Source organism: Terrihabitans soli (assembly GCF_014191545.1).
GTDB lineage: Bacteria > Pseudomonadota > Alphaproteobacteria > Rhizobiales > Methylopilaceae > Flaviflagellibacter > Flaviflagellibacter soli.
In genome coordinates, this window is record NZ_AP023361.1 from 1,719,109 (window position 1) to 1,738,510 (window position 19,402).

Sequence of the window (19,402 nt, forward strand, 5' to 3'; positions counted from 1 at the left end):
CCGTTTACCCGCGATAGGAAACGGCTTTCGCCGCTTCGACAACTTCAGCCACGGACGGCAGAGCGAGCTTTTCGAGGTTCGCCGCATAAGGCATCGGCACATCCTTGCCGGTGACGCGCAGAACCGGCGCATCGAGATAATCGAAGGCCTTTTCCATCAGCTGCGCGACGATCTCGGAGCCGACGCCCGATTGCGGCCAGCCTTCTTCGACGGTCACGCAGCGGCCGGTCTTTTTGACTGACTCGATAACCGTCTCGATATCCATCGGACGGATGGTGCGCAGATCGATGACTTCCGCCTCAATCCCCTGCCCTGCGAGTTCTTCCGCAGCTTTCAGCGCGTAGGACATGCCGATGGAGAAGGAGACGAGCGTCACATCCGAGCCCGCGCGCGCAATGCGCGCCTTGCCGATGGGCAGCACGAAATCGTCGAGCTTCGGAACGTCGAAGCTCTGTCCGTACAGGATTTCATTTTCGAGGAAGATGACCGGGTTCGGATCCCGGATAGCGGCCTTCAGAAGGCCCTTGAAGTCTGCGGCGGTGTAAGGGGCGATGACTTTGAGCCCCGGTACCTGGCTGTACCACGCCGTAAAATCCTGGCTGTGCTGGGCCGCTACTCGGGCCGCCGCGCCGTTCGGGCCGCGGAAAGTGATCGGCGCGCCCATCTGGCCGCCCGACATGTACAGCGTTTTGGCCGCCGAATTGATGATCTGGTCCATCGCCTGCATGGCGAAGTTCCAGGTCATGAATTCGACAATGGGCTTGAGGCCGGCGAGAGCCGCACCGACACCGATGCCGGTAAAGCCGTGCTCGGTGATCGGCGTATCGATGACGCGCTTGGCGCCGAATTCTTCGAGCAGGCCCTGAGAAACCTTGTAGGCGCCCTGATATTCGGCGACTTCCTCGCCCATCAGGAAGATGTCGCCGTCGCGGCGCATCTCTTCGGCCATCGCATCGCGGAGCGCTTCGCGCACCGTCTGGCGCACCATCTCCGTGCCGGCCGGAACTTCCGGATCGGGCTCGATCTGCGGTTTCGGCGGCGCGGCAACAGCCGACGGCGCCTTGTCAGGCGCGGGACCCTTTTCGGGTGCTGCCGGCGGCGCCGATTCTTCGGCCTTCTTTTCGGCGGCGGGCTTTTCGGCCTTGGCGCCATTGCTCGGGGCGGCGGACGCAGCGGAGGCGTCTTCGCCCTCTTCGAGCAGGATCGCGATCGGCGTATTGACGGCAACGTCTTCGGTGCCGTCCTTGATCAGGATCTTGCCGAGCGTGCCTTCATCGACGGCTTCAACTTCCATCGTCGCCTTGTCGGTTTCGATTTCGGCCAAAACATCGCCGGACTTCACCTTGTCGCCTTCGGCTTTCAGCCATTTGGCGAGCTTGCCCGACTCCATCGTCGGCGACAGCGCAGGCATGAGGACTTCGATCGGCATGCGAACAAACTACCTTAGGTCGGCCAATGGGCGGAATTATCAGACGAGAATATCGGTCCAAAGCTCCGACACATCGGGCTCGGGATCGTTCGTCGCAAAATCGGCGGCGGCGGCCATGATGCCACGCACATCCTTGTCGATCTTGTTCAGATCGTCTTCGCTCGCCCATTTATTTTCAAGCACGCGCTTGCGGACCTGCTCGATCGGGTCGTGCTCATCCCGCATCTTCTGCACTTCTTCCTTCGACCGGTATTTCGCCGGGTCGGACATGGAGTGCCCGCGATAGCGGTACGTCTGCATTTCGAGAATGTAGGGGCCCTCGCCCGAACGCGCATGATCGACGGCGCGCTGGCCGGCGGCGCGCACCGCGCGCACATCCATGCCGTCGACCTGCTCGCCCGGAATGTCGAACGAGCGGCCGCGCTGCGAGAAGTCGGTTGTCGAGGAGGCGCGGGTATAGGACGTGCCCATGCCGTAGCGATTGTTCTCAACCACATAGATCACGGGCAGCTTCCAGAGCTTGGCCATATTGAAGCTCTCATAGACCTGGCCCTGATTGGCCGCGCCGTCGCCGAAATAGGTGACGGCAACATTGCCGTTCTCACGGTACTTGTTGGCGAAGGCGAGCCCGGTGCCGATCGAGACCTGCGCTCCGACAATGCCGTGGCCGCCATAGAAGTTCTTTTCGCGGCTGAACATGTGCATCGAGCCGCCTTTGCCGCGTGAATAGCCGCCTTTGCGGCCCGTCAGCTCGGCCATGACGCCGTTGGGGTCCATGCCGGCGGCCAGCATATGGCCGTGGTCACGGTAGGAGGTGACCAGCTGGTCCCCTTCCGTCTGCGCCATCTTCATGCCGATGACGACCGCTTCCTGGCCGATATAGAGGTGGCAGAAGCCGCCGATCAGGCCCATGCCGTAAAGCTGGCCGGCCTTCTCCTCGAAACGACGTATGGCGAGCATGTCGCGGAACGCCGCGAGATCCTCGTCCTTGGTGAAGTCCGGAACAGAATTGGAAAGCGCCGTGCCCGAAGCGGGCTTGGCGGCTTTAGGCTTGGCAGCGGATGCGGCCATGCGGATGAGCTCCCTGATTTTTTGGGCGTTGCGGCCGTTTCGAGCGCTTCTATTTTGAGCAGACGTTAGCTTAAGGAACCGGCAAAAGCGAGATGCCGCCAGATTCACCAGAACTGGCTGTCCGACCAAGAGAATCAAGGCGTTACAGGAAAGTGTGACGGAAGCCGTCATGCGCCGGTGGCATAGCTGTCCGGCGAAGTACCGTCCCTGACGGGACGGCACTTAGATGTGTGCTTACAGAGTCTCGCCGCTCAGTTGCGCGGCAGACGCTCAAGACGGGTCGGCGCTTCGAGCGAACCGAGCTCCTTGGCCTTCTCGTACCATTTGCGGGCCTGAACGAGATCGCCGTTCATGCCGACCGCACCGCGCTGCTGGAGCGCCCGCGGATCGTAGGTTTCGCCAAGAGCCAGGGCCGCTTCCGCATAGCCGGCTTCGGCCGCACGCCGGTAGACCGGACGCGCCGAGGAGAAGTCGCCGCTTTCGACGAAGCGGCGGCCGCGGGCCATCAGCGTGGTCAGTTCGCCCGCGGTCAATTGCGGGACAACCGGCGCGGGTTCTGCCAGCGGCTGGATCGACAGCGTAGCGACCTGTTTCGGCGCTTCGGGCACGACCGGCGCAGCCTGGATCGGCGCCGGTGCAGCCGGCGGCGGCAGCGGAGCCGCACCACGGTCAGAGGCGACATCGGCGGCGGGCGCAGCCTTCACAGGCGGAGCCACGATCGGCGCTGCGGCAACCGGCGGCGGTGCCACAGGCTCGGGCGCGGCCACGACCGGCGGCGGCGCACGATCGACATGCTGTTGCGGCGCGGACGACGGCGCGAGCGCCGCCTGAACCGTCGCGACCGCGGACGTCACGCTTTTGAAGCGCGAACCGTTCTCGGTGCCGCTGGGCTGCGTGGCGATATAGCCGACGAACAGCGCGAGCGCGCCGCCGGCAATGCCGACCACCGCGCCGAAGCGCATCAGCATTTTCGTGGTGTGGCTGGACTTCTTCTTTGTCTGGGCCGCCTGCGGCGAAAAAAGCTCCGCCATAGAGCGATAGCTCGGGTTCTCCTGTTCGGAGAACACGTCATAGGCGACATTGGGCTGCTGGTTCCGGTAACCGGACTGGCTGGCCCATTTCGGCGCATACGGAAGAACCTCTTCCGGCGTCGAATTGCTCAAGGGTTCACTCATCACATCCCCCTTGGGCGCCCGCGGGGCGCCCGAAGTCCTCAAACCTATTGCGTCTCCTCAAAACGATCTCAGTTGGAGCGTGTACCGCCCTTCGCATTCTGTTGTGCATGCCAGGCCATGAAATCGCGGAAGAGCGCATCGCGCTCGGCCTGCGTTTTCGGCGCCAAGGCACCGCCCGAATTGTCCAGGAAGCGCTGGAAGTCAGCGCTGAGATTCTGCCGCGGATCGCCGCCCGTATTGCCGGCCTGGCGCAGCATCTTTTCGGCGACGTCGAAACGGCGCCAGCCGGGAACGGTGGCCGCGAGGTTGACGTCCTTCCAGCTCGGATGGAACGCCGGATCGTGGAACTTGTCCCAGTTCTGGAACAGACGCTCGACGAAGCGCTCGACGCGCTTATAGCGGTAGGTGTTCTTCGGCCAGTTATAGACCGCAAGCACAGTCGCCACGCCGATCGTATCGACCGTCTGGCCGGGCGCGATCAGGTTCGGATAGTGCTCGGAGGTGAGTTCGCTCAGCGTGTAATAGTCCGCGAGCTTTTCGTTGAACGGCACCGGAAGAAGATGCAGGCCCGCATCCGCCGGAATGTCTTTGACGAAGCCGAGCGGCTTGCCGGCGCAGCGGATGAGCGCGTCGAGCTTGCCGGACTTCAGATCGGCGAAGCCGGTGCGGTGATCCTGATAGACCGCGTCCACCTGGATGCCGAGACGTTCGAGAACGATGTTGGCGGTCAGAGACGCAGCCGTGCCCTTCGGGCCGAACGAAACGCGCTTGCCGCGCAGGTCTTCTAAGGTTTTGTACTTATTCGACGCGATGAAGTGCAGTTCGGCCATCGGGAAACGCGCGATGTAATGCACGCGGTTCTCAAGATTGCCGAGACCCTTTTCCTTCGCGAAGTATTCGAAGACATCCGACTGCGTAAAGGCAGCATCGACGCCGCGCAGGTACAGAAGATCTTCGAGATTGGAAGTCGCGCCGAAGCCGATGATGGGAAGGATGCGAAGTTCATCGCCGTCGTTGAGCACTTTGCCCATCTCGTCAGCGTAACGCATGTTGGTCGTATCGAGCATGCCGCCCGATATGCCCATCGTCCAAGCGTTCTTCTTTTCCTTGAGGTTGACCTCAGCCTGCGACTCCGAAGGATCGGCTTTCTGCTGAGCAGAAGTCGGCGAAGCCGCCAGAAGCGCCAACAGCGCAAAGGTGCTGAGAACTATATGTCGCATTTCCCCTCCCCAGGAATACTCAACTCAACAGAGCGACATGGCCAAAATACACTTGGCTGCGGCTTCCCCGTGCCATAGAAAGATCGCTTAAAGCAAGACGAAAGTATGGCGGAGCTGAAACACGATTTCCACCCTACTGTTGCGCTTAACCATCTAACCCGGCGAAAACAAAACCAATTGCCCGGATTGGTCAGTGACCAAAGGGCCGGTTAATTTTTTTATCGACGGCTCAGAATGTGACCGAGCGGGATCATTTTCGATCACTGCGACAGTGGGATGACCCGGTCATTGGGGTGCAGCCAGCCAAGGCTTTCCCGCGCTTCCTCGTCCAGAAGGTCCTTATCGACCGAGTTCGGGGCAAACCGCGCCACCCTCGCCTCAAGAGCCTTCCGCTCGGCCTCAAGCCCTGAAAGCTCGGTATTGAGGGCGGCGATCTCGGCGTTGAAGTTGCGATGGGCGCGCAGGCCGCGTTCGCCATGGACCCCGTGATAGCCGAAATAGGCAATCATCGCGGCAATCAGCGTCCAGAGGCTGACCTGAATCAAGGCAGCGCGGATTCGGGTTTTGCGGACCATTTGGGGACGCTCGCCCCGTTCTGGTTTACCGGCGGTTAAAGAGCTTCGCCTCGAGCTTGTGCAGCCCCGTCCGGGCTTTGCGCAGCAGGCGGTCGAACCGGTCGGGCTCGACGGGCGGCTCATCGGCCGAGCCCGTCGCAAGTTCGAGTTCGGCCTCGTTCACCCGCCCGTCCTTGACCGTGCGGACGACCAGCATGGCCGGCCCGAGCGAAAGCTTGTCGCCGGGCGCCGGCTCATCGTCCACTTCGGTATCGAAATGTTCGGCGACGGTGCGGTCGCGCAATTCCTCTTCGACATCGAGGCCGTACAGATCCGAGAGAACGCCGAGCTGCACACCCGAGCGCAGCGGGAAATTGGCGTGCTCGCCGGTATCGGCGGAGACGGTGAAGATACGGTCGAGCTCGCGCACGCGTTCGGGCGGCGCAAGAAAATACGCGTAATCGCCCGGCTTCAGTCCGCCGGCCATGGCAGGTTCGAGAATACGGTCGTCGCGAACGACGAAGACCGGACGGGCCCAGCGCGGCGATGCGCCCGGCGACAGCACGACGGCCGCGCCCTCCTCGATGTAATAACCGACCATCTCATGTTCCTGCTGGCCGGGCAGATCGATTTCGACGCGGCTCACATCTGGCCGCGTCTGCGGCAGTGCAAGGCCAAGACGGCGCGCCAGCGGCGTCAGCGTCCAGCCCTGCACGATGAGCGAGATGACGACGACGATGAAGGCGATGTTGAAATAAAGATCGCCGTTCGGCAGGCCAGCAAGCGTCGGAATCGCAGCGAGGAAGATCGACACCGCGCCGCGCAGGCCCACCCAGGACACGAACAGGCGTTCGTTGACGGAAAATCTGAAAGGCTGCAGCGACAGAAACACCGCGATCGGACGCGCGACGATCATTAAAAACAGCGCGACGATGACGCCCGGCGCAATGACGGTGAGAAGGTTCGACGGCGTCACGAGAAGGCCAAGCACAACGAACATCAAAATCTGCACGAGCCAAGTCGCGGCATCGTGGAAGTCGGTGATCGAGGCAAAAGCGCGGACCCTTCGATTACCGACGACAAGACCGGCGATATAGACGGCCAGAAAACCCGAACTGTGCGCGACCTGCGCCAGCGCAAAGATCGACACCGCGCAAGCGACCGCGAGCAGTGGATGAAGGCCTGCCGGAAGCGAAACGCGGTTCAGGAGCCAGACGAGAAGATAGCCGCCGGCAAGGCCGAGCAACCCGCCGATCACGCCGTGCCAGATCAGCGTTCCGATGATGAAAATGCCGGTCTCGCCGCCGGCATCGGCAAGATATTCGACAAGAACGATCGTCAGCAGCACCGCGACCGGATCGTTCGTTCCCGATTCCACTTCGAGCGTCGCACCGACGCGGCGGTGCAGATGAAGGCCGCCGGAGCGCAGCAGGAAGAAGACGGCCGCCGCGTCTGTCGGTGCGATCATCGCGCCGATGAGCAGTGCCTCCGGAAAAGACAGATTCAGGAGCGGCATCGCCAGAACCGACACGATCAGCGCGGTGAAGACGACGCCCGCGCTCGCAAGAACCGCGCTTGGCGCCAGCACGCCCTCGAATTGCGAAAGGCGCGTGCGCAGGCCGCCGTCGAACAGGATGATGGCGAGCGCAAACGAGCCGATGAGATAGGTCATCGAGAAATCGGAGAACGCGACCCCGCCCGGCCCGTCTTCGCCGATCAGCATGCCGATGCCGAGGAAGACGAGCAAAAGGGGCGCGCCGAAACGCTGCGCGACAAGGCTCGACAGGATTCCCGCGACGAGAAGCGCGGAACCTGCAAACAGAATCCAATTGACGAGTGTGATGCTCTGCATCAGCGCTCCGGGCCCGAACGGATAGGTTCTGGATCGGAGCAATGTTCGGCTACCGGGGGCCGTCCGCGCAACAAAAAAGCCCGGCGAAGCCGGGCTTTTTCAGAGAAGCTTTGGATCAGGCCAAGGCTTTGAGGGCGGCCTTGCCGGCATAGATAGCCTGGGTGCCAAGTTCTTCTTCGATCCGCATCAGCTGGTTGTACTTGGCGGTGCGGTCCGAACGGGCAAGCGAGCCGGTTTTGATCTGGCCGCAATTGGTGGCGACCGCAAGATCGGCAATCGTCGAGTCTTCGGTTTCGCCCGAGCGGTGCGACATGACCGCGGTATAGCCGGCGCGGTGCGCCATATCGACGGCGGCAAGCGTCTCGGTCAGTGAGCCGATCTGGTTGACCTTCACGAGGATCGAATTGGCGGTGCCGGATTTTATGCCCTTCGACAGACGCGTGACGTTCGTCACGAAGAGGTCGTCGCCGACGAGCTGGCAATTTTTGCCGATGAGATCGGTGACGGCCTTCCAGCCTTCCCAATCGTCTTCCGACATGCCGTCTTCGATGGTGACGATCGGATAGTCCTTGGCAAGCTTGGCGAGATATTCGGCCTGCTCTTTCGGCGTGCGCGAGACGCCCTCGCCTTCATAGACGTATTTTCCGTCCTTGAAGAATTCGGTTGCCGCGCAATCGAGGCCGATGACGACATCCTTGCCCGGCTTGAAGCCGGCCTTTTCGATCGAGGCCATAACGAAATCCAGCGCTGCGGGCGCCGAAGGCAAGTTCGGCGCAAAGCCGCCCTCATCGCCGACATTGGTGTTGTGGCCGGCCGATTTCAGCGCGCTGCGCAGCGTGTGGAAGATTTCCGAGCCCCAACGCACCGCCTCTTTGAGGCTCGAGGCGCCGACGGGCAGGATCATGAATTCCTGGAAGTCGATCGGATTATCGGCATGGGCGCCGCCATTGACGATGTTCATCATCGGCACCGGCAGGACGCGCGCCGAGGCGCCGCCGACATAGCGATAAAGCGGCAGGCCGGAGGCTTCCGCCGCAGCTTTGGCGACCGCGAGCGAGACGCCGAGAATGGCGTTGGCGCCGAGGCGTGCTTTGTTGGGCGTGCCGTCGAGATCGATCATGGTCTGGTCGATCTTGGCCTGGTCTTCGGCTTCAAGACCGCCGAGCGCGTCATAGAGCTCGCCGTTGACGGCATCGACCGCTTTGGTGACGCCCTTGCCGAGATAGCGCTTCTTGTCGCCGTCGCGCAGTTCCACCGCTTCATGCGCGCCGGTCGAGGCGCCGGAGGGCACCGCGGCGCGGCCCATCGAGCCGTCTTCGAGCACGACATCGACTTCCACCGTCGGATTGCCGCGGCTGTCGAGAATTTCGCGGCCGATAATGTCGACGATAGCGGTCATGCAAAGGCTCCAAAATGCGCTGAATCGGGATTGTTTAGGGTGTCTTACGCGATGCGCGTCACAGACGCAAAGGACATGCCGCACTATGACTTCGGGATGACGGGAGGTCTCAGGACGCGTCCAGCGAGGCCCGGATCGTTCCGGCCGTCTTGGCCAGTTCCTCGTCGGGCACCCGCGGTGTCGGCCGGAAGGTCAGCTGCTCTTCGGCGATATAGCGGCGGGAGGTGATGTCGGTCCCCTCCACCATCGGCACGAGATGGGCATGGGCGTGCGGGACATCGCCGCCGGTGAACAGGAACGCGACGCGTTTAACGCCGTATTGCGCTTTCAGAACCTTCGACAGCTTCTGCCCGAGCTGGAGGATCTCGGCGGCAAGATCGGCCGGCAGATCGTCGAAATACGCAAAGTGCTCGCGCGGAATGATCTGCACATGGCCCGGCCGGATCGGATTGATGTCGAGAAAGGCGTAGAGCCGCTCGCCCTCATAAACCGGATGGGAGGGCAGCTCGCCTTTGGCGATGCGGCAGAAGAGGCAACCGCTGCCGTGCCGCGGGCTCAAAGGTTACAGGCCTTCTTGCGTTGCAGCCGAGCCATCATTCTTCCTGTTCGTCGACGGGAACCGTCGAGGTGATGTCGCGGCGGATCTTGCCGAAGCGCAGGCCGAGCGTCAGCAGAGCCGCCGCCACCCACTGCCCCCAATAGCCGACCGTCTCAAGAAGGTCCCCCGGCAGGACCAGCAGCGTCAACGCCCAGAGCGAGACGCCGACGATAACAAAGTAAAGCAGGAAGCCGAAGAAGCTGAAGGTCTTCAGCGTATGCCAGATGAAGAGGAACAGCGGCACGGTCACGATCAGCGTGAGCAGCCACAGGATCGGATTGTTCAGCGTGTCCGCGTTCAACCAGAGATCGGTCAGCGAAAAGCCGGTCGGATTGACCAGCAGATAGCACCACACCAGCGTAATGACGAACCAGCCCCAGAAGGGAATTCTCTGCAGCATGAAATGTCCCCGAAAGGAGGGGGCGCTGAACGCGCCCCCTGGGAATGTTACCCGCCGAGCAGGCTTGAGAGATTGATGGTTAGCACGGTCGCGAAGGACCGCACCACATTGAGCGGGACGCTCGTGCCCGTGAACGAGCCCGTGCCCTCATAGGAGCCGGGGACCTCGTCCTCAACACCGTCGACCTTCACCTTCACATCGGCCCCCGGCACGAGCAGGATCTGGCCGGAAATGCCGTCGACACTGGCGAACAGATCGGTGTCACCGGTCTGGCTCGCAAACAGCGCTTCATCGCCGAACGAATCCTTGCCCGGCATGGTCAGCGTCAGATCGAGCTGCTGCTTGCCTTCTTCGCCCGGCGAGTCGGTCCAGGGCATATTGCCCTTGAACTTGTATTCCTTCGCGCCGACGCCCTGTTCGTCGCACATCGCAGCAACATCGATGTACCAGGTCTCGGTCTGATAGGCCCAGAGCAGCGTGCCGTTCCAGTAGCAGCCCTTGTCGGACGGCAGCCCTGCCGATGGCACATAGAAGCGGTTCAGCTTGATCGTGTCCGTACGCTCGTCGATGACACTGCCGCCAGCGCCGAGCTTCTTCAGCACTTCCGTGCGCAGCGCCGTGACACCGCCCGAATTGAGCTGCGGCTTCAGGTTCAGGCTGCCTTTGAAACGCTCGCTCGCAGCCGGCGCCTTGCCGAGTGCGAGATAGCTGATCTCCATCTTGGTGACATCGGTCGAGCCGTCGCCGGTCGCGACCGAGAACCCGCCTTTGTATTGCGTGCGGGGAAGCTTGCGGCCGTCCGGCGCGAGCACCGAACCATTGCCGCCGACCTGGCAGCCGCGCTCGACATTGATCACGCCATAGGAGGTGCGGCCGGCCTGACAGCTGAGTTCGAATTTCCCGGCGATGGCGCTGTCGGACAGTTCGGCGGTGAAGAGATCTTTCTTCGTCGCATTGGTCAGCGACGGCATATCCGCGACAAGCTTGATGTCGACTTTCGCTGGTTTCGGCGGTGTCTGCGCCGCAGCGGCAAAAGCGACCGCGGACATGGCCGCAGTGAGAATGATGGTGGTTTTCATGATGTCTCCCATTAAGGGAGGCGCACATGCTTCGGCCCCCCGGCTTTTACTCAGTCGGGTGAGACATCAAACCGGTTCAAACTAGGTTGAGAGAAAGTTCAGGACGTTTTCTTCGCGAGCTTGTCGAAAGCGACGAGATCGCCGAGCAGCTTTTCCATGTCCTTTAGCGGGATCATGTTCGGCCCGTCGCTCGGCGCCTTGTCCGGATCGGGATGGGTCTCGATGAAGACGCCGGCAACGCCGACGGCCACGGCCGCCCGCGCCAGCACCGGCACGAATTCGCGCTGGCCGCCCGACGACGTGCCCTGCCCGCCCGGCTGCTGCACCGAATGCGTGGCATCGAAGATCACCGGCTTGCCCATGTCTTTCAGGATCGGCAGCGCGCGCATATCGGAGACCAGCGTGTTGTAGCCGAACGAAGCCCCGCGCTCGGTGACCAGCACATTCGGGTTGCCTGCGGACGTGATCTTCTCGATGACGTTCTTCATGTCCCAGGGTGCGAGAAACTGGCCCTTCTTCACGTTCACCGCTTTGCCGGTCTTCGCAGCCGCGATGAGAAGGTCAGTCTGGCGCGAGAGAAATGCCGGGATCTGCAGCACATCGACAGCTTGCGCGACCTCGGCGCACTGATCGATCTCGTGCACATCCGTCAGTACCGGCAGGCCGAGCTTGTCGCGGATTTCCGCAAAGATCGGCAGCGCCGCTTTCAGGCCGATGCCGCGCTGCGCGCTGGCCGATGTGCGGTTCGCTTTGTCGAAGCTCGTCTTGAAGACAAGGCCGATGCCGACACGGGCGCAGATTTCCTTCAGCGCGGTTGCGACCTCGAAGGCATGGTCGCGGCTTTCGAGCTGGCACGGGCCCGCGATCAGCGCGAGCGGGAGTGCGTTGCCGAAGGAGACGGGGCCGAGGGAGACGGTGGAGTGCGCGGTCATTTCCGCACCTTACACCAAGCGGCTCTGATGCAGAGCGGCTTCGATGAACGAGGCAAAGAGCGGGTGCGGCTCGAACGGGCGCGATTTCAGCTCCGGGTGGAACTGCACGCCGATGAACCAGGGATGGCCTTCCATCTCGACGATTTCCGGCAGGACGCCGTCCGGCGACATACCGCAGAAGCGAAGCCCCCGCTGCTCCAGCCGGTCGAGATAGGATGTATTGACCTCGTAACGATGGCGATGGCGCTCGGAGATCGAGGTCGAGCCGTAAATGTCGGCGACCTTCGACCCCGCTTTCAACGAGGCCTGATAGGCGCCAAGGCGCATCGTGCCGCCAAGATCGCCGTCCGCGCGGCGCTGCTCCAGAACATTGCCGCGCACCCATTCGGTCAGAAGGCCGACGACCGGTTCCGGCGTCGGGCCGAATTCGGTGGAATTGGCTTTCTCGACACCGGCGAGATTGCGCGCCGATTCAATGACGGCCATCTGCATGCCGAGACAAATGCCGAAATAAGGGATCTGCCGTTCGCGCGCGAACTGCGCTGCACGGATCTTGCCTTCGACGCCGCGCACGCCGAAACCGCCGGGCACGAGAATGCCATCCGCGTCTTCGAGCAGACGAACCGGATCTTCCTTTTCGAAGATTTCGCTCTCGATCCAGTCGAGCTTGACCTTGCAGCGATTGGCGATGCCGCCATGCACGAGCGCCTCAATCAGGCTCTTATAGGCGTCTTTCAGGCCCGTGTACTTACCGACAATAGCGATGGTGACTTCGCCTTCGGTGTTGCGCATGCGGTCGTTGATGTCGATCCAGCGCGTCAGATCCGGCTTCTCTTCGGCGTCGAGACCGAAGGCGCGCAGAACTTCCTTGTCGAGCCCCTGCTCGTGATAGGAGATCGGCACCTGATAGATCGACTCGACATCGCGCGCTTCGATGACGGCTTCGGCGCGCACATTGCAGAACAGGCCGAGCTTGCGGCGCTCATCTTCCGGGATCGGCCTATCGGTGCGGCACAACAGGATATCGGGCTGGATGCCGATGGAGCGCAGCTCCTTCACCGAATGCTGCGTCGGCTTGGTTTTCAGTTCGCCGGCGCTCGGAATGAAGGGCAGCAGCGTCAGATGAATATAGATGCTGGAGCCGCGCGGAAGGTCATTCCCCAGCTGGCGGATCGCCTCGAAGAAGGGAAGGCCTTCGATGTCGCCGACCGTGCCGCCGATTTCGACGAGCACAAAATCGAATCCTTCATTGCCCTCGCGGACGAAATTCTTGATCGCGTCGGTGACGTGCGGAATGACCTGCACGGTGCCGCCGAGATAATCGCCGCGGCGTTCCTTGGCGATGATCTCCTGATAGATGCGGCCGGTCGTGATGTTGTCCTGCTTCGATGCCGAGATTCCGGTGAAGCGCTCGTAATGGCCGAGATCGAGATCGGTCTCCGCGCCGTCATCGGTGACGAACACTTCGCCGTGCTGATAGGGGCTCATGGTCCCCGGATCGACGTTCAGATAGGGATCGAGCTTGCGCAGGCGGACTTTGTAGCCGCGTGCCTGCAGGAGCGCGCCGAGCGCTGCGGAAGCGAGACCCTTGCCGAGTGAGGAGACCACGCCGCCGGTGATGAAAACATACCGCGTCATGGGCTTACACCCTATCCTCTCGCATTTCGATTTGACGACAAATAAGGAGCGCGGCCAAACCGCACTCCACAGCTTTACTGGCCCGAAATCGGCGCCGAAGGAGCAGCCGGTGCAGCCGGAGCGGGAGCGCCCGCCGGCGGCTGCTTAAGCGTGTCCAGAATACCGCCGCTGGTCGGAACCGCGGGCGAGGTCTGGCCGGGAGGCGCCGCACGCTGGATCAGCGACGGCGCGACTCGGTTGGTGCCGGCCATGATGGCAAGCGCGATCGAGGTCGCGAAAAAGCCCGCGGCCAGCCAGGCCGTCGTCATGGTCAGCGCATTGGCCTTGCCGCGGCCGCTCATAAAGCCGCCGCCGCCTCCGCCAATGCCGAGCGCGCCGCCTTCGGAGCGCTGCAGAAGAACGGTGACGACGAGCGCGAGCACGATCATCAAATGGACGACGATGAGGACGGTATGCATGGGGGCCGATATAGGTGGAGTTGCGGGTGATTACACCAGGTGGCGGCGCGCCGCCACCCCGTCGCCGGTGAAACTTGTTCTTTTAAGCGTAAACCTTTGCGATTCCAAGAAAATCGCTTGCCTTGAGGCTGGCGCCACCGACCAGGGCGCCGTCGACATTGGCCACTTTCAGCAATTCGCCGGCATTGGCGGGCTTTACCGAGCCGCCATAGAGCACCCGGATTTTTGCGCCTTCCGCCCCGAACCTGGCGGTCAGCGCTTCGCGGATAAAGGCATGGACCTCGGCCACGTCCGTCACCGTGGGGGTCAGGCCCGTGCCGATGGCCCACACCGGCTCATAGGCGATGACGAGATTTCCCCCCGTCGCACCGTCCGGCAGCGAGCCCGCGAGCTGGTTTTCAACGACATCGAGCGTCCGGCCGGCATCGCGCTCCTCGCGCGTCTCGCCAATGCAGACAATGGGCTTCAGGCCGCCGCGCAGGGCGGCCTCCGCCTTGGCCCGCACCGCCTCCGAGGTCTCGCCATGATCCGCCCGGCGTTCGGAATGGCCGACGATCACATAGGACGCGCCGAGATCGGCCAGCATTTCGGCGGAAATATCGCCGGTATGGGCGCCGTCTTTGCCCGCATGGCAGTCCTGGCCGCCGATTCCGACCGTCTTGGCCGCAGCCTTCACGGCCTCGCCGATCAGGGTCGCCGGCGGGCAGACCACGACCTCGGCAGAACCCGCCGCCCCTTTGGAAACGCCCTCGCAAATGGCTTGAAGTTCCGCGAGTTCGGCGCGGCGGCCGTTCATCTTCCAGTTTCCGGCGACAAGCGGCTTGGGAGCCATTTTTTACTCCATGGACGGGCCGTTAACTGACGCGGTTGAGCCTTCCAGCGCAAGATTGCGGCGCACTTGCCCCCGCCTCTATGATCCGCGCCCTGTCTCGGGCTATATGCCCCGCAAATTCCATACCTATTCAGCCTCCCACAGGTCAGGTCCATGCTCACAGCGCTGCGTAACAAATCGGCCGGCATCATCCTCAAGGTAATCATGGGCCTGATCGTGCTCAGCTTTACCCTTTGGGGCGTCGAGGACGTGTTCCGCCGGGGCGCAACCAATACGCTGGCGACCGTTGGCGATACCGACATCCACGCGCAGACCTTCCGCGACCGCTTCCAGCGCGAATTGCAGGCGGCGGGCAGCCAGTTCGGCCGGGCGCTGACGACACCGGAAGCGCGCGATCTCGGTCTCGACCGCCGCGTGCTCGCCGACATGATGGCCGAAGCCACGCTGCAGGAGCAGGCGCGCCGCATGAAGCTCGGCATGTCCGATCAGGCGGTCGCGGACGCGATCATGAAGGATCAGAATTTCCGCGGGCCGAACGGCGCTTTCGATCCGAACCGCTTTGCGCAGATCCTGCGCGCCAACAATCTCAACGAGCCGCTCTATATCGCCCTGCAGAAAAACCTTCTGCTGCGCCGCCAGCTTCTCGACGGCGTTGTCGGCAGCATCAAGGCGCCCGACGCTCTCGTCTCTGCCGTCTTCCGTCATCAGAACGAGAAGCGCACGGCCAATTACATCGTGCTGCCGCGTTCGGACGGCGCGGGTATCGCCGCGCCCGACGAAGCGACGCTCAAGAACTTTTATGAAGAACGCAAAGGCACGTTCCAGGCGCCCGAGCGCCGCTCGTTCGCGCTGATCGCCGCTGACCCCACAGCCCTCGCCGCCAAGGAAACCGTCACCGACGAAGACGTGGCGAAGACCTATGAAGAGCAGAAGGACAAGTTCGGCGCGCCCGAGCAACGCACGGTCGAGCGCATCCCCTTCCCGACGCCGGCGGATGCGGCAGCAGCGTCTGCGAAGATCAAGAGCGGCGTCAGCTTCGAAGATATCGCCAAGGAGCAGAAGGTCTCCGACGCCGATCTGTCGCTCGGCAAAGTGACGAAGCGCGGCATTCTCGACAAAGCCGTCGCCGACGCCGCCTTCTCGCTGGCGCAGGGACAAGTCAGCGATCCGGTCGACGGCCAGTTCTCGACTGTGATCCTGCGCGTCACCGCGATCGAGCCGGAAAGCGTCAAAAGCCTCGCCGAAGTCAAAGAGGCGCTGCGAGCCGACATCGCCAAGCAGCGCGCCGAGGACAAGATTTTCTCGCTGCACGACCAGATCGAAGACGACCGCGCCGCGGGTTCGACACTCGCCGAGATCGCGCCGAAATACGGCCTCGAACTGAAGACGTTTGACGGCGTCGACCGTCAGGGCCGTGTCGGCAAGGACACTGTCGATGTTCCAGGCGGGCCGCTCACTCTGTCGGAAGTTTATCAGTCCGATGTCGGGGTCGAGAACAATCCGGTGCAGATGGTCGGCGGCGGCTATATCTGGTTCGACGTGACCAAGGTCGATCCGGCGCGCGAGCGCACCTATGACGAAGCCAAGGACGACGTGCTGACGCGCTGGAGAATTGAAGAAGCGCGCAAGCAGCTCGACGCCAAAATCGACACCGCGCTGAAGGATCTTCGTGCAGGTTCGCTGAAGCTCGCCGATCTCGCCGCGCGCGAAAACGCGAAGGTGCAGACGGCGGACAAGATCGACCGCCGCGGCGGCGATCTTGGCGCAAGCGTCGGCTCGCAGATTTTTGCGACTGCGCAGGGCGGGTTCGGTTCGGCACCCGACACTGAGGACGGCCGCGTCGTCTTCGAAGTCACCGGCATCGAGGTTCCGGCTTTCGATCCGCAGAGCCTCGAAGCGCAAAACCTCGCGGGCCGTGTCGCCGAGACCGTCGAGAACGATCTCGCCTCGCAATATGTGCTGCAGCTGCAGAACGATCTCGGCTCCTCGATCAACAACCAGGTGCTTGCGACCGCGCTCGGCATCTCCACCGACCAGCAGTAACGGCTATGCGCATCGAACCGACAGCGGACGGGTTTGCGGCAGCCTACTCCGCCGGACGGCCTCAGGTTGTCTGGACGACGCTCGTTGCCGATCTCGAAACGCCGGTGTCCGCTTTTCTGAAGCTTGCAGACGGAAGACCCAACGCCTTCCTGCTCGAATCCGTCGAAGGCGGCGCGACGCGCGGCCGGTATTCGATGATCGGGCTGAAGCCCGATCTCATCTGGCGCTGCACCGGCAAGACCGCCGACATCAATCGCAAACCGATGACGGACGCTGAAGCGTTTGAGCCGGCAGGCCTGCCGCCGCTCGATTCGCTGCGCGCGTTGCTCGCCGAGAGCGCCATCGCTATGCCCGACACTCTGCCGCCTATGGCGGCGGGCGTGTTCGGCTATCTCAGCTACGACATGGTCCGCCATATGGAAGAGCTGGCGGACCCGAATCCCGACGCGCTGAACGTTCCGGACGCGCTGATGATGCGCCCGACGGTGATGGTGATTTTCGATGCGGTGAAGGACGAGATCACGGTCGTGACGCCGGCGCGCGTCGAACCGGGCGTATCCTCCGATGCGGCGCTCGCCCGCGCCGTTGAGCGCATCGGCGAAGTGGTCGATGCGCTCGACAAGCCGCTGAAGAAACCCGACGCGGACGCGACGGACCACCCGCTGCCAGCGCTCGTCTCGAACACGAGCGAAGACGAATATCTTGCGATGGTCGCACGCGCCAAGGAATACATCGCCGCCGGCGACATCTTCCAGGTCGTGCTCTCGCAGCGCTTCGAGGCGCCGTTCGAACTGCCGCCCTTTGCGCTTTACCGCGCGCTGCGCCGCGTCAACCCGGCGCCCTTCCTCGTCTATCTCGATTTCGGCGGCTTCCAGATCGTCTGTTCGAGCCCGGAAATCCTGGTGCGTCTGCGCGACGGCGTCGTCACCATCCGGCCGATCGCCGGCACGCGCCCGCGCGGCGCAACGCCTGCCGAGGATCGCGAATTTGCTGACGATCTTCTTGCCGATCCGAAAGAGCGCGCCGAACACCTGATGCTGCTCGATCTCGGGCGCAACGATGTCGGCCGCGTCGCCGAAATCGGCACGGTCGAAGTCACCGACCAGTTCTTTCTCGAATATTATTCGCACGTGATGCACATCGTCTCGAATGTCGAGGGCAAGATCGCCCCCGGACACGATGCACTCGATGCCCTGGTCGCAGGCTTTCCCGCGGGCACGGTGTCCGGCGCGCCAAAAGTGCGGGCGATGGAAATCATCGACGAGCTGGAGAAGGACAAACGCGGCGTCTATGCGGGCTGTGTCGGCTATTTCGGCGCCAACGGCTCGATGGACACCTGCATCGCTCTGCGTACCTCGGTGGTGAAGAACGGCAAAATGTATGCGCAGGCCGGCGCCGGCATCGTTGCCGACAGCGTGCCGAAAAGCGAACAGGCCGAATGCATCAACAAGGCCCGCGCCCAGTTCCGCGCGGCGGAAGAGGCCGTGCGTTTCGCCAGCCTCGGCAAACGCGGACAGTAAACCCTAGTCTTCAGCGTCCGATGCGAGCTGAAAGCGCTCGAATTTCTCCAGCGCCTTTTCGATCTCGGGTTTGTGCTTTTTCGCGCCGAGCCATGACCATTTCTTGATGTCGAGCTTCTGCTTCTGCCGGTCGGTCTTGATGTCGATGGCGGCGACAATTTCGTCACCCACCAGGACTGGCAGAGCGAAATAGCCGAACACACGCTTTTCCTTCGGTACATACGCTTCGAACAGATGGTCGTAGCCGAAGAATAATTTCAAACGCTTGCGCTGGATGATCAGCGGATCGAAGGGCGACAGGATGTGAACGAGACCGCCCTCGTTCTTCGGCACCTCCTCCAGCGTCTGCGGCGCCGCCCAATGCTCCTGCTTCCCGGCGCCCTCAATCGCGACGGGAACAAGCAGTTTTTTGCGCACACGCTTTTCGATGAGCGCGCGGATGCCGGGCTTCATCGGCGCGGCAAGATGGCAGGCGGAATCGAGGCTGACGACGCCCTGCGCGGTGAGCGCCCGGTCCAGCAGATACTCAAATATCTGAGCCTGCGTGGCGGGCTTTGGCGGCGCGTCCCAGCCGAAATGCCGGTCGATCAGCTCATAGGTTTTGACCATGCCGACGCGTTCGCTGATGGTGACGAGACCATTGTAGAAAGCGAGCTGCAGAGCGCGCTTCGAGGGCTTGCGGCTCGCCCAGGGATGGTCCTTCTCGACCAGAACATCGTCATCGATATCGCGGATCGTCAGCGCGCCGGTCTCGCGGATGCGGCGCAGAACCTTGCGGAGCTCCGGTTTGGAGGCCAAAGCCGACCAGCCGCTCGGCTCCGTGCGGTGCCGCTTCATCGCCGGCAGGAAAAACCGGAAATCTCGCGCCGGGATATAGGACAGCGCATGCGTCCAGTATTCGAACACGGTTCTGTCCACGGTCTGGGCCCGGTGCAGGTGCTCGCGGCGATAGGAAGGGATGCGGCTCCACAGGATGTGATGGTGGCAGCGTTCGATGACGTTGATCGTGTCGATCTGCACATAGCCGAGATGCTCGACCGCGGCTTTCGTAGCCGCAGGCCCCGCCCCGAAAGGCGCGGCCTCGTCCAGCTTCTGGGCCCTGAGCCAGATGGCCCGTGCCTGCCCCAATGTCAGGTCCCGGGCCTCTTTGCGAACGCGTTTTGCCATTTGGAATCGGATATTAAGCCTGGGAAGGGCCGCCT

At 62.7% G+C, this 19,402-nt stretch carries 17 protein-coding genes; 2 read left to right on the forward strand and 15 right to left on the reverse strand.

Annotated features, from left to right (window positions below; translation table 11 throughout):
* Positions 1 to 4: 4 nt before the first annotated feature.
* From IZ6_RS08890 to tpiA, 14 genes are all read right to left on the reverse strand, one after another.
* Complete coding sequence (locus tag IZ6_RS08890) at positions 5 to 1,429, reverse strand: pyruvate dehydrogenase complex E1 component subunit beta (RefSeq protein WP_222874715.1); 1,425 nt, start codon at positions 1,427 to 1,429, stop codon at positions 5 to 7.
* Between the two features lie 39 nt (positions 1,430 to 1,468).
* Positions 1,469 to 2,500, reverse strand: a complete 1,032-nt coding sequence (gene pdhA, locus IZ6_RS08895; RefSeq protein WP_222874716.1) for a pyruvate dehydrogenase (acetyl-transferring) E1 component subunit alpha — start codon at positions 2,498 to 2,500, stop codon at positions 1,469 to 1,471.
* A gap of 251 nt (positions 2,501 to 2,751) precedes the next feature.
* On the reverse strand, positions 2,752 to 3,675 hold the full coding sequence (locus IZ6_RS08900; protein WP_222874717.1) for a hypothetical protein: 924 nt from the start codon (positions 3,673 to 3,675) through the stop codon (positions 2,752 to 2,754).
* A gap of 68 nt (positions 3,676 to 3,743) precedes the next feature.
* The gene (locus IZ6_RS08905; RefSeq protein ID WP_222874718.1) at positions 3,744 to 4,895 is read right to left on the reverse strand and encodes a TAXI family TRAP transporter solute-binding subunit; all 1,152 of its coding nucleotides are present in this window, start codon (positions 4,893 to 4,895) and stop codon (positions 3,744 to 3,746) included.
* A gap of 260 nt (positions 4,896 to 5,155) precedes the next feature.
* Positions 5,156 to 5,470, reverse strand: coding sequence for an FtsB family cell division protein (locus IZ6_RS08910; RefSeq protein ID WP_222874719.1), 315 nt, complete (start codon positions 5,468 to 5,470; stop codon positions 5,156 to 5,158).
* Positions 5,471 to 5,495: 25 nt separating this feature from the next.
* The gene (locus IZ6_RS08915; RefSeq protein WP_222874720.1) at positions 5,496 to 7,301 is read right to left on the reverse strand and encodes a potassium/proton antiporter; all 1,806 of its coding nucleotides are present in this window, start codon (positions 7,299 to 7,301) and stop codon (positions 5,496 to 5,498) included.
* 115 nt (positions 7,302 to 7,416) lie between these two features.
* The gene (eno, locus tag IZ6_RS08920; protein ID WP_222874721.1) at positions 7,417 to 8,700 is read right to left on the reverse strand and encodes a phosphopyruvate hydratase; all 1,284 of its coding nucleotides are present in this window, start codon (positions 8,698 to 8,700) and stop codon (positions 7,417 to 7,419) included.
* A gap of 109 nt (positions 8,701 to 8,809) precedes the next feature.
* Entirely contained in the window at positions 8,810 to 9,259 is a 450-nt protein-coding gene (locus tag IZ6_RS08925) for an HIT family protein (RefSeq protein WP_222874722.1), read from the reverse strand.
* Positions 9,260 to 9,293: 34 nt separating this feature from the next.
* On the reverse strand, positions 9,294 to 9,698 hold the full coding sequence (locus tag IZ6_RS08930; RefSeq protein ID WP_222874723.1) for a DUF6524 family protein: 405 nt from the start codon (positions 9,696 to 9,698) through the stop codon (positions 9,294 to 9,296).
* 47 nt (positions 9,699 to 9,745) lie between these two features.
* The gene (locus IZ6_RS08935) at positions 9,746 to 10,777 is read right to left on the reverse strand and encodes a hypothetical protein (RefSeq protein ID WP_222874724.1); all 1,032 of its coding nucleotides are present in this window, start codon (positions 10,775 to 10,777) and stop codon (positions 9,746 to 9,748) included.
* 98 nt (positions 10,778 to 10,875) lie between these two features.
* Entirely contained in the window at positions 10,876 to 11,709 is an 834-nt protein-coding gene (kdsA, locus tag IZ6_RS08940) for a 3-deoxy-8-phosphooctulonate synthase (protein ID WP_222874725.1), read from the reverse strand.
* Between the two features lie 9 nt (positions 11,710 to 11,718).
* On the reverse strand, positions 11,719 to 13,347 hold the full coding sequence (locus IZ6_RS08945; RefSeq protein WP_222874726.1) for a CTP synthase: 1,629 nt from the start codon (positions 13,345 to 13,347) through the stop codon (positions 11,719 to 11,721).
* A 74-nt stretch (positions 13,348 to 13,421) separates the two neighbouring features.
* Positions 13,422 to 13,805 (reverse strand): preprotein translocase subunit SecG, encoded by a 384-nt coding sequence (gene secG / locus IZ6_RS08950; protein ID WP_222874727.1) that lies wholly within the window; start codon positions 13,803 to 13,805, stop codon positions 13,422 to 13,424.
* A gap of 82 nt (positions 13,806 to 13,887) precedes the next feature.
* Entirely contained in the window at positions 13,888 to 14,637 is a 750-nt protein-coding gene (gene tpiA / locus IZ6_RS08955) for a triose-phosphate isomerase (RefSeq protein ID WP_222874728.1), read from the reverse strand.
* Between the two features lie 153 nt (positions 14,638 to 14,790).
* Here tpiA and IZ6_RS08960 point away from each other — a divergent pair, with 153 nt between their 5' ends.
* Positions 14,791 to 16,680 (forward strand): SurA N-terminal domain-containing protein, encoded by a 1,890-nt coding sequence (locus IZ6_RS08960; RefSeq protein WP_222874729.1) that lies wholly within the window; start codon positions 14,791 to 14,793, stop codon positions 16,678 to 16,680.
* A 5-nt stretch (positions 16,681 to 16,685) separates the two neighbouring features.
* Entirely contained in the window at positions 16,686 to 18,200 is a 1,515-nt protein-coding gene (gene trpE, locus IZ6_RS08965; protein WP_222874730.1) for an anthranilate synthase component I, read from the forward strand.
* Positions 18,201 to 18,203: 3 nt separating this feature from the next.
* Here the strand turns inward: trpE and IZ6_RS08970 are convergent, their stop codons facing one another.
* Positions 18,204 to 19,367: a winged helix-turn-helix domain-containing protein gene (locus IZ6_RS08970; RefSeq protein WP_222874731.1), complete on the reverse strand. Its 1,164-nt coding sequence runs from the start codon at positions 19,365 to 19,367 to the stop codon at positions 18,204 to 18,206.
* Positions 19,368 to 19,402 lie beyond the last annotated feature (35 nt).